Here is an 11016-nt window from a genome sequence, read left to right as displayed (position 1 = left end):
TGTACTCCTGCATTTTTTGCAATCCACTTCTGAATCGCTCTGTGCACTTTTCTCCAGAAATGCTCCACAGACAGAGCAGTGTACATGCCATTTAATATTACCTGATCCCATAGGCTTCCTCCTTTAACAAAAGATAAGCCTTAACTGCATTACGGAGACTTCCTGGTAGAACAGGCATGGGCAAGATGATCAACTTACCTGCATTCTTTTCTATCGTTATTTCTGATTCCAGTTGATTGGATAGAAGAATCACGGGTGTTCTTTTATCCGCCCGCCATGGCTGATCCGGCTGTTTTGTCAGAGCTTCCGTAACAACCCAAAGCATATGCTTTTTCTTGCCAAGTTTTTTTCTTGCTGCCTGCGGAGTTTCAAATACAAGGATGTTTTTTGATAAGCGCTGAAGTGCCAGTTTCAGTCCGTTCCCATAGGCTGAATTGCTGCACATAATAACAATCGTGGCATTTGATTGCTCATCTTGTGATGCCTTTATAAAATCAAGAACTGGCGTATTATAAAGGTTGAAATCTTTTTCTGTATGTACTGCTTCATAATAAGCTCTGACCGCTTGACACATTCTTCGGCAAAACTGTTCAATATCGATACGGATGTCCATAAGGCTATTGTCAGAACCAATTCTATCCAGTTGACAAACTGAGGTTCCGCAATTCACGCCCAAGTGAAAACGAATCGAAGTATTGTCCTCAGTATTTGCAAAGCCTTTGTTCTGGTGTAGGTATTCACAGCGAAGCTGCCAGCATCGTTCTCCGCAGATATAGGGCGAGATATCCTGCGCAGAGACTTTAAAGAAAGGTGCTGCGTATGTATCAAACCAACGAATATATTGATTTCCTACATCACGAGTTGGTCTCTGGTTTCTGTCCAGAACAGCACGCCCATCCCGATAACGCTTTACAATTTCTGGGAAAGCAATTCCGCCACAAATATCAGGCAAAGTCAGCGCCAATGCCAAAGCAGATTGCCAGCGTCCATCCTCAATGTTCAGTTCTACTTCCTCTATGCGATGTAAAAAGGTAAAGCTGGCATTATCTTGAATCATAGGCATCCTCCTGTAAAAAACCGCCTGCCGGGAAACCGACAGGCGGCATACTGCCTTTTATACTTCCATCATCTATAGGCTATTGATTCTTAGTAATTTTCCGCACGCACTTCGAAGAATGCCTGAGGATGCTTGCAGACAGGGCAGATCTCAGGAGCCTTGGTTCCTACTACGATATGTCCGCAGTTACGGCACTCCCAGATGGTAACGCCGCTCTTCTCAAACACCTGCATGGTCTCCACGTTGCTCAAAAGCTTGCGGTAGCGCTCCTCGTGCATCTTCTCAATGGCAGCTACGCCACGGAACTGTTCAGCCAGATCATGGAATCCCTCCTCATCAGCTTCACGAGCCATGCGGTCATACATATCCGTCCACTCGGCGTTCTCACCTTCAGCAGCATGGAGCAGGTTCTCGGCAGTATCGCCCAGCTCGCCCAGAGCTTTGAACCACAACTTGGCGTGCTCCATCTCGTTCTGTGCAGTATGCAGGAACAGAGCAGCAATCTGCTCGTAACCGGCTTTCTTGGCTACTGAAGCAAAGTAAGTATATTTGTTGCGTGCCTGAGATTCACCAGCAAAGGCTTCCCACAGATTTTTCTCGGTTTTGGTGCCTGCATAGGGATTCTTTGCAGGAGCCGCAGCATCCTCAATCTTCACAAACTTGTCGGCGGGCTGCTTGCAGATGGGGCACTTAAAATCAGGTGTCATAGGGCCTTCGTGAATGTAACCGCAGACTGTGCATTTCCATTTTTCCATTTTCTTTTCCTCCGTTTTTTCATTGAATTGAATGTTTTTTAACAGGGATTCCACAGCATCCACAGGAATGCCGGGATACGTTTTAATACTTTCCAGAAACGATCTGGTGTTGCTGCTCTGAGGCAGCATAAAGCCGGCTTCTCTGCACAGATCCTCAGCCATCAGGCGAGAGGATTTTTCCACAGCGACGCTCAAGACATCAGGAAGCTGCGAAGCAATGTTCTCTGCATTGGCTTTGCTTTGAACTAAGCCACGAAGTGCTTCGACAACTTTTTCTTCTTTCGGCTGCTGGGGCGGCAGTTCTTTTGGAACCATAGAGATTGCAGAGGATGGACAGGCTTCGGCACAGGCACCGCAGCCGATACACTTTTCAGGATCAATGATGCTGTTCTCTGTATCAGTCGCTCCGGTAGGGCAGACATAGAGGCAAAGGCAATCCTTAGTACATAAGCGAAGATTTCTTACTGCGTATTTTTCAGCCATAGTTATGCCCTCCCTTCCACTTTTTCAAATTTCCAACTAGGAACCTTACATACCGGGCATAGCTCCGGAGCTGTGTCACCAACATAGACAAAACCACAGACCGTGCAAACCCAGACACCGGTGTTTTCCAACATCTTGTCTCCCTCAGATTCATATCGAGTCAGCAGAGATTGGAGCATTCGGGTAACCTTTTCGCTCCACACCTGACAGCGCAGGCCACCCCGATCAGGCTTTTCACCGGCTACAGCATTGCCATAGGGATACCCTACAGACAAATCCTTGTCAATGAGTTCCAGCAGCTTGGCTGTGCTGGCCTCCTCGACGGGCGCAGCCTTGCTTCTGAAGAACTCTGCCAGTTTTCTGAAATCATCTGCCTGCTGGGGCAGATACTGCTTTTCGCAGCCACGGGCCAGATTGGAGCAGATGATGCTCATTTCCATGGGAGAGAGTTCCTTGTCCACATGGGGCTTTTCAAGGACCTCCTGGGACGCTGTTTTTTCTTCTTTGGGTTTGAAAGCGTCTTTGCCTGCTTTACAGACAGGACACTTCCAATCGGCAGGTAGGTCTTCCCACTTGCCACCGACAGCTTCATCGTGGATATATCCACAAATGCCGCAAACATATTGTTTCATAGGTTTTACCGCCTCCTTTATCTATATTTTATCAAATCACGACACATATTCCGTGACTTAATCACCTATTTCAGTCGCAGGAGTGATGGCCGCAGCCGTGGGAACCGCAAGAGTGACCTTCCCCATGGTGGTCGTGATGATCACACCGGACATTGGGGTTGAAGTCCAGCTCGCCTGCTGCCAGTGCTTCTGCTGCTGCATCAGCGTTGCCGGAAACACCACCATAAAGCCGGATACCCACATCGCTCAGTGCCATCTGGGCACCGCCGCCAATACCGCCGCAGATCAGGGCATCCACCTTCAGTGCACTCAGGACGCCTGCCAGTGCACCATGTCCGCTGCCGCCAGCATCCACAACCTCAGACGAAATGATTTTTCCATCTTCCACATCGTAGATTTTAAACTGTTCGGTGTGACCGAAGTGCTGAAAGATTTCTCCGTTTTCATAAGTGACTGCAATTCTCATAATATTATCTCCTTTCGGTTTTTCGTGCATCGGATGGATTTTTTGCTGATAGCAATTTCTGCACCCGTAGGCTGCGCTGTTTCCGCTGCAGAGTGTAAAATCCCCTCCCTCGATTCGCAGAGGAAGTCCCTCAACCAGCGCATCGGCCAGTTTTTTGCGGGCAGCTGCATAAATCTGCTGAACCGTTGTTCTGGCAATACGCATATATTCTCCGCATTGCTCCTGAGAAAAACCTTCACGGTCAATCAGGCGAATGGATTCATACTCATCCACATTCAGGACAATGGGAGTCAGTTCCTCGCCGCCACGAACCGGAACAAAACCATCATTATCCGGCAAACAACAAACTTTTCTGCATTTTCTCGGTCTTGGCATAGATTCACCTCCATATTATTTGCGGCATATGCCATTTATACGACCATTGTACATCTCCTTTTCCTATATGTCAACGGAATTATTGACATATGCCATAAATTGTTTTATACTATGTGTATTCAAGGAGGTGTACCCATGGATTTTTCATCCTATTTTCCAATTTGGAACAAACTGACACCGACCCAGCAGCAGATTTTGGAGCGAAATGCAGTTTTACGAAAAGTGGACAAAGGGACTGTGATTCACAACGGAACTGTGGAGTGTACCGGTCTTCTGCTGGTAAGAAGCGGACAGCTTCGTGCCTATATTCTTTCCGATGAAGGACGGGAGATTAGCCTCTATCGTTTGTTTGATCGGGATATTTGCCTGTTTTCCGCCTCCTGTATGATGAACAGCATTCAGTTTGAGATCACCATTGAGGCGCAGAAGGATACCACGATGTGGGTTATTTCTGCTGACACTTATCAGCGCATTATGAAAGAGTCTGCTGTGGTAGCTAATTTTACCAACGAAATTATGGCTACCCGTTTTTCTGAGGTTATGTGGCTCATGGAGCAGATCATATGGAAAAGCTTTGATAAAAGGCTGGCAGAATTTCTGCTGGAGGAATGCAGCTTAGAGGAAACAAACATCCTCAAGATTACCCATGAAACCATTGCGGGCCACATGGGCACCGCCCGTGAGGTAGTTACCCGAATGCTTCGCTATTTCCAGAACGAGGGTATGGTGAAGCTGGCGCGGGGCACCGTGGAGATTTGTGAAGAAAGGAGATTGCAGGAACTTTCTGATACATAGAAGACCTGTATCGTTGATGATGAAAATCGTATTGCTCACCGCCCTCGGCGTTGGGGGCGCGACCATTTTTGGAAGTCTCATTGGCTTTGTCTTTCGGAATATCTCCCACAAATTCTCCGACATAGTGCTGTCCTTTGCGGCAGGTGTTATGCTGTCTGCGGCTGTACTGGGACTGATTCTGCCATCTCTCAATTATGGCGGAACCCATGGGATCCTCGTTTCCATCATCGGGATCTTTACTGGGGCGGTGTGCCTGAATCTCATTGATAAGCTGGTTCCCCACCTGCATAGGCTGGTGGGAACCGATACGGAAACACACCGCAGCACCAACCTTGACAAGGTATTGCTGTTTGTCACAGCCATCGCGATCCATAACCTGCCGGAGGGGATTGCCGCCGGTGTCAGCTTTGGAAGTGAAGACACGGCGCAGGCGATGATGATCGCCTGCGGTATCGCCCTGCAGAACATCCCCGAAGGCATGGTGATCATTGCGCCCATGCTGGCAGCAGGCGTATCCCCGGTAAAAACCTTTGTCTGCGCCATGGTGACCGGGCTGATCGAAGTCGTCGGTACGCTTCTGGGATATTGGGCCGTAAGCATTGCTTCGGCCATTCTCCCCTTTGCTCTGGCCTTTGCGGGAGGAACCATGCTCTATGTCATCAGCGATGAAATGATTCCCGAAACCCATGCCCACGGCAGCGAGACCGGAGCAACCTATGCGCTCCTGGCCGGATTCTGTGTGATGCTGGTCAGTGATTTCTTTTTGGGGTAAAGTGTGATTCAGATGTTTGAAATGTTTGCTGCAGTCAGAGGATGAAAATCCGCCGCATCTCTACCAAAATTGTTGGAGAGATGCGGCGGATGTTTATTTGTCCATGCCGCAGGCGGTAGCCGATTCAATGAGGCAGCGGTCATGTATCACCGCGTCGTAGAACCGGAAGCCGCCGGAGAAGTTATAACAGTCAAAGCCGTTTCCGGCCAGGATACGACAGGCAATGTAGCTGCGCAGACCGCTCTGACAGATGACGTAGACAGGCTTACGCTTGTCCAGCTCACCCAGCCGCTCCCGCAGCTCGTCCACCGGGATGTTAAAGAAGCCGTCAATGTGTCCGTGTGCGAATTCTTCCACAGTGCGGGTGTCCAACAGAGTTACGCTTCCGTCACGAGGAAGACGATCTGCATCTTCCAGATGCCATTGTTTCAGAACACCGTTTGCGATATTCTCAACCATAAAGCCAGCCATATTTACCGGGTCTTTCGCAGAGGAATAAGGCGGTGCGTAGGCCAGATCCAGATCCCTCAGTTCCGTGGCTTTCATTCCTGCCCGGATAGCGGTGGCCAGCACATCAATGCGCTTATCCACACCTTCATAGCCTACGATCTGCGCACCCAGCAGGCGATAAGTCGCCTTTTCAAAGACCACCTTCATTGTCATGACTTTCCCGCCGGGGTAGTAACCTGCATGGCTCATGGGCGACAGGATAACCGTATCAACATCCAGCCCTGTTTTTCTGGCGTTGGTCTCATTTACGCCGGTAGTAGCGGCAGTCATGCCGAAGATCTTGATGACACTGCTGCCTTGGGAGCCGGTATAATGGCTGTCTCCGCCACAGATGTTGTCCGCAGCGATTCGTCCCTGTTTATTGGCAGGGCCAGCCAAAGAGATCAGAGCATCCTGCCCGGTGACGAAGTGCTTCACCTGCACCGCATCGCCCACGGCATAGATGTCGGAAATGGAGGTTTCCATTCGGTCATTGACCACAATACTTCCTTTAATACCCAGTTCCAACCCGGCATCCTTTGCAAGGGTGGTTTCGGGAGAAACACCAATGGCCAGGATTACCATATCCGCATGGAGAGGCTGTTCGTCTTTCAGCAGCACATCCACGCCGCCGTCCCTTTCCTCAAACCCTTCTACGGTATGACCAAGTGCCAGCTTTACACCGTGCTTGCGCATTTCATTATGGATGAAAGAAGCCATATCGGCATCAAAGGGATTCATAAGCTGTTTTGGACGCTGGACAATGGTGACATCCATCCCCAGCTCTCGCAGGTTTTCTGCCAGCTCCAATCCAATGAAGCCACCACCTGCCAGTACAGCGGATTTGGGATGGTTTGCATTGATGTAATCCTTGATGCAGAAGGTATCTTCAACAGTGCGCAGGGTAAACAGCTTATCAAGACCTACACCGGGAAGCCGGGGCTGGGTAGGCTTGGCTCCGGGAGAGAGAATCAGCTTGTCATAGCTCTCCTCGAACTCCTCACCGGTTTCCAGATTTTTCACGGAAACGGTTTTTTCTTCAGGATGAATCGCTGTGACCTCATGACGCACCTTCATGTTCACACGGAACCGGGAGAAGAAGCTTTCCGGGGTCTGGAGGGTCAAATCCGACCGATCGGTAATCACATCACCGATATAGTATGGCAGACCACAGTTGGCATAGGAGATATACCCCGAGCGCTCAAAAACTACGATTTCTGCCTGCTCATTCAGTCTGCGAATACGGGCGGCAGCGGTAGCACCGCCTGCCACACCGCCTACAATGACAACTTTCATATTATCGTTCCACCTTTCCTGCATAAGCGGAAATTCCGCCTATGTTTTTCACGTTGGTATAACCCAGCTGCTGCAAAACAGCAGCTGCCTGGCGGCTTCTTGCACCACTGAGACAGTGTACAAAGATGGGGGTAGCTTTATTGTCAATCATGCCAGCCACTTTGTCAATGGACTGCAAAGGAACATTTTTACTGCCGGGGATATGCCCCTGCCGGTATTCGTCGGGGGTGCGAACATCCAGCAGGACTGCGCCATCCGTAGTGCTATATTCTTTGACACCCTGATTGATGTCAGGGCCTTTCAGAAAATCGAAGAATCTCATCTTTGCACCTCCTTATAGCATGGCGAGAATCTGAGCCTTAGGTCTGGCACCGGTGACTTGATTGACAATCTTTCCGTTCTTCATAACCACCAGAGTGGGTATGCTCATCACACCGAACTGCATAGCCAGTTCCTGTTCCTCATCCACATTTATTTTAACAACCTTGATATCGGAGCGCTCCTTGGCAATCTCCTCTACCAGAGGAACTACCATGCGGCAAGGACCACACCAGGGAGCCCAGAAATCCATCAGGACGGGCTTGTCCGAGTTCAAAACCTCTTGATTGAAATTGTTTCTATTAACACTGATAGCAGACATATTTATGTCCTCCTGTTTTCTTTTTTATGGCTTTATTATATCCAGTAGTCGTTTCTTGTTCTGTGATTTTATCACTTATCGCCGGTGACTGTTTCACCGGGCCAACTATTAATTCCGCCGATCTCAATGATATTGGTGTAGCCCAGTTTCACCAGTTTTTCAGATGCCTGCTTACTCCGATTACCGCTGCGGCAGTATACCAGAATCAGCTGATCTTTATCCGGCAGTTCAGAGATATCCTCTGTGCCAATGGATTCGTTGGCAATATTGATAGCACCGGGAATGTGCTTTTCGCTATATTCCTGAGCAGTACGAACATCGAGGATGATGTATCCGGTTTCCTCCTCCATCATCGTAATAGCTTCCTCCATAGTAATCTGTCGATAGGTTTTTTCAGCGGATTGCGTTGCACAACCAGAGAGAAGCAGTAAAGTCATTAAAATGGGAATGATTCTTTTCATGTGTATACCTCCATATTTTGAAGATAGGGCAGCCGTTTCCAGCTGCCCTGTTTCCTTTTTTATGTTCTTGCCATTCCGTCTACACTGAGCACAACGCCCGTGATATAGGATGCTTCGTCAGATGCCAGGAACACAAATGCATTGGCAATATCCTCCGGCTGACCCAGGCGGCGCAGAGGGATCTGCTTGATGAGCGGATCAATTACTTCCTTGGGAACAGCCTTCATCATATCGGTCAGGGTAATACCGGGAGCGACTGCATTCACTCGAATACCCTTCGGACCCAATTCTCGGGCAAGGGAAACCGTCAGGCCATTGACAGCAAATTTGGATGCGGGATAAGCAAAGCCACTGGGCTGGCCGTAAATGCTGACCATTGAGGAGGTGGAAAGAATAACACCTTGACCTTTTGCAATCATGCACTCACTGGCGGCTCTTGTAGCATTGAACACGCCTTTTACATTCAGATCCATAACCTTATCAAAGGTTTCCTCCGTATACTCGGTAAAGGGAGTGCTTTCGGATACACCGGCATTGTTCACCAGAATATCAATGCAACCGTATTTTGAGGCAGCTTCTCGGAACGCATTGCGGACAGATTCCAAATTGGACAGGTTAGGACTGATTCCCGCAACTGTTGCATCAGGGTACTTTTCTTTCAGCTGCGCAACCGCTTTGTCAGCAGAACCTTGTGAGCTTGCGGTCAGGATTACCGTAGCACCTTCCTTCAAAAATTTGTCTGCGGTAGCGTAGCCAATGCCACGGCTGCCTCCGGTGATGATTGCAACTTTATCTTTCAGTCTCATAAGAATACCTCCTTGTATTTTGTATTTGTAGTATAACCTGTTTCGGAGACGCTCTCCGTGATAAAATCACATTTTTCCAAGAAGGAATGATAGAAAAATCATGCCCGTGCATAAATAAAAAGTCACAGTCACGCTCCGATTTGAAGTGTAGACTGTGGTTTTTATTTTACAGGTTCTGCACTTTCAGCCATCTTGATGATTTCGGAATCATCAATTTTGCTTGGAGTGTATTCCAGAACATAAGTGACTTCCGGAGAATAAGTCCAACAGAGAAATGCCGTGTCATCTTTCTTGTAAAGAGCGCCCGGCCAGTCCTGAATCATCATTTCCTCACAGCTGTCCATACTGTCAACCGGGAAAAGCACTCCCAGGGCTTCTGTATAGACCTGATATGTTCCCTCATACACCGGCATATGATTTATTCCCGTGTACTGCGGACATTCAAGCCATTGTCTCGACCCATGTGGAGACGGTAGTATTGATCTATTAACCACGAAGAAATCGCATCAAAGATTCTAAAGCGTCTTAAGTCCAAAGAAAATGCTGTTATAGAATCCGTCGAAGGTTACCAGATGACTGATTCCCAGAAATATCGTATGCGCCTCGTCCGCGCACATATGGTTTATATCACAGCTGAAATCAATGATGTTGATAAAATGATTGAAACTTTGATTTCTTCTAATATTGATTTTGAAAATGCTGTCCAGTTACTCTGTACCATTCCGGGTGTCAAACGTGATAGTGCAATCACTATCATCTCCGAAATCGGTACTGATATGACTCATTTTTCCAATTCCAAACGCTTATGTTGCTGGGCTGGTTTAACACCAGGATGCAACGAAACTGGTGGTAAGAAGAAGTCTGTTCGGATTACACGTGCCGGAGTTTACCTCAAACCTGCATTAGTACAGTGCGCTCATGCAGCCGTAAAATCTGACAAATCTCCTTACTACAAAAAGAAATATGAATCGCTTGTTAAACGTCGTGGCAAGAAAAGAGCCATTATCGCTATTGCCCGTATGATTCTTACTGCCATTTACCAGATGCTGTCTACTGGTGAACAGTGGAATCCGAGCGATCTTTACAAAATCGATATACCTGCACCTCTAGTTGAAAAACAAAAGGCTAAGGCTATCAAGCAAGCTAAGAACCTGTTGCAACGAGAAGGAATACTTCCTCCAGATGAACCATTAGCTTCTTGATCTAATATGCCAAATATATAACACTTTAAAAGTTGCCTACCTCGACAGCTTATTTAAGTGCGCCTATTTACGGCTGTCCTCTACTTTCTTTCACACTATTTTCCTTCGAATTTATATGGATGCTGTACGTACATCTTCTTTTCCTCCTGAATTTGAAATCTTGTTCTCGTGTTTCAAATCCAAGAGCGGAGGTGCACGTGGCTTACTGATATGTCTGATCATCCTTGATTCCCTTTCCAATCACGCGGTCGCAGACCCGTGGTATTGGCTGGAAATCAAAGATTTTCAGGCATCAAAAAAAGCCCCATCAGGTTTAATCCCTAATGGAGCTCCTTGTGTTTTCTTTCCAGCATAATTAATATGTAAGAAAAAGAAAAAATAAATATTTAATTGTCCTGCTGATCTTCTACTTCCAGCATAATCATTGTATCAGTCGTAAGTATCAGAGGTATCTCAATTTTATCCAATTATGTATCATTCTCTGATAAATTAGTATCATCTTTTGATACTTCATCGTTTATATTTTAATCTAAAAAAAAGAGGGCAGTGATTGCTTAATGCCAGTTAGCTAAAATTAGAAAACAGGACTGCTCTTAATGCATATATCATTTACAGCAGCTTCAGAATATAAGTCCCGCTATCTGAAAGGATTCCTACTTGATAAATCAGACAAAAGGGCAGCACTTTAAAGCAGATAGTCTGAAAAACTTCTGCTTGATAATATAACGGTAAGGGAAAGGATATTTATGCGGCACGGTATGTAAAACTAATCCATCTTTTTTTAATC

The 11016-nt window shown here is 47.3% G+C and carries 12 protein-coding genes and 2 pseudogenes; 3 read left to right on the top strand and 11 right to left on the bottom strand.

All coding sequences use genetic code 11. The annotated features are described in order from the left end of the window. Positions 1-97 precede the first annotated feature (97 nt). From FYJ57_RS14045 to FYJ57_RS14030, 5 genes and pseudogenes are all read right to left on the bottom strand, one after another. Positions 98-1057, bottom strand: coding sequence for a hypothetical protein (locus tag FYJ57_RS14045; RefSeq protein ID WP_154433139.1), 960 nt, complete (start codon positions 1055-1057; stop codon positions 98-100). Between the two features lie 89 nt (positions 1058-1146). Beyond that, positions 1147-1707, bottom strand: a complete 561-nt coding sequence (rbr, locus tag FYJ57_RS16430) for a rubrerythrin (protein WP_334296353.1) — start codon at positions 1705-1707, stop codon at positions 1147-1149. Between the two features lie 18 nt (positions 1708-1725). Further along, positions 1726-2295 (bottom strand): annotated as a pseudogene (locus FYJ57_RS16425) (4Fe-4S binding protein); the annotation flags it as partial. Between the two features lie 2 nt (positions 2296-2297). Beyond that, on the bottom strand, positions 2298-2927 hold the full coding sequence (locus tag FYJ57_RS15980; RefSeq protein WP_154433137.1) for a rubredoxin-like domain-containing protein: 630 nt from the start codon (positions 2925-2927) through the stop codon (positions 2298-2300). 70 nt (positions 2928-2997) lie between these two features. Continuing rightward, the gene (locus FYJ57_RS14030) at positions 2998-3768 is read right to left on the bottom strand and encodes a NifB/NifX family molybdenum-iron cluster-binding protein (protein WP_154433136.1); all 771 of its coding nucleotides are present in this window, start codon (positions 3766-3768) and stop codon (positions 2998-3000) included. Between the two features lie 135 nt (positions 3769-3903). On the opposite strand from FYJ57_RS14030, the gene FYJ57_RS14025 reads away from it, so the two are divergent. Continuing rightward, the gene (locus tag FYJ57_RS14025) at positions 3904-4563 is read left to right on the top strand and encodes a Crp/Fnr family transcriptional regulator (protein WP_235904596.1); all 660 of its coding nucleotides are present in this window, start codon (positions 3904-3906) and stop codon (positions 4561-4563) included. A gap of 16 nt (positions 4564-4579) precedes the next feature. Beyond that, positions 4580-5335, top strand: coding sequence for a ZIP family metal transporter (locus tag FYJ57_RS14020; protein WP_235904597.1), 756 nt, complete (start codon positions 4580-4582; stop codon positions 5333-5335). Between the two features lie 93 nt (positions 5336-5428). Here FYJ57_RS14020 and FYJ57_RS14015 read toward each other — a convergent pair whose 3' ends face one another. From FYJ57_RS14015 to FYJ57_RS13990, 6 genes are all read right to left on the bottom strand, one after another. After that, positions 5429-7120 (bottom strand): FAD-dependent oxidoreductase, encoded by a 1692-nt coding sequence (locus FYJ57_RS14015; protein ID WP_154433134.1) that lies wholly within the window; start codon positions 7118-7120, stop codon positions 5429-5431. A gap of 1 nt (position 7121) precedes the next feature. Beyond that, positions 7122-7442, bottom strand: coding sequence for a rhodanese-like domain-containing protein (locus FYJ57_RS14010; RefSeq protein ID WP_154433133.1), 321 nt, complete (start codon positions 7440-7442; stop codon positions 7122-7124). Positions 7443-7454: 12 nt separating this feature from the next. Next, entirely contained in the window at positions 7455-7760 is a 306-nt protein-coding gene (trxA, locus tag FYJ57_RS14005) for a thioredoxin (RefSeq protein ID WP_154433132.1), read from the bottom strand. A gap of 71 nt (positions 7761-7831) precedes the next feature. Then, positions 7832-8221, bottom strand: a complete 390-nt coding sequence (locus tag FYJ57_RS14000; protein ID WP_154433131.1) for a rhodanese-like domain-containing protein — start codon at positions 8219-8221, stop codon at positions 7832-7834. Positions 8222-8280: 59 nt separating this feature from the next. Next, positions 8281-9027, bottom strand: coding sequence for an SDR family NAD(P)-dependent oxidoreductase (locus tag FYJ57_RS13995; RefSeq protein WP_154433130.1), 747 nt, complete (start codon positions 9025-9027; stop codon positions 8281-8283). 161 nt (positions 9028-9188) lie between these two features. Next, the gene (locus FYJ57_RS13990) at positions 9189-9440 is read right to left on the bottom strand and encodes a DUF4367 domain-containing protein (RefSeq protein WP_205840000.1); all 252 of its coding nucleotides are present in this window, start codon (positions 9438-9440) and stop codon (positions 9189-9191) included. Between the two features lie 69 nt (positions 9441-9509). Between FYJ57_RS13990 and FYJ57_RS13985 the strand changes: the two are divergent. Further along, positions 9510-10229: pseudogene (locus FYJ57_RS13985) on the top strand (transposase); the annotation flags it as partial. Between the last annotated feature and the right edge of the window lie 787 nt (positions 10230-11016).

It is taken from the genome of Oliverpabstia intestinalis (genome assembly GCF_009696065.1).
GTDB lineage: Bacteria > Bacillota > Clostridia > Lachnospirales > Lachnospiraceae > Oliverpabstia > Oliverpabstia intestinalis.
The sequence above is the reverse complement of the archived record's forward strand: the minus strand, read 5'-3'. Positions and strand labels throughout refer to the sequence as shown.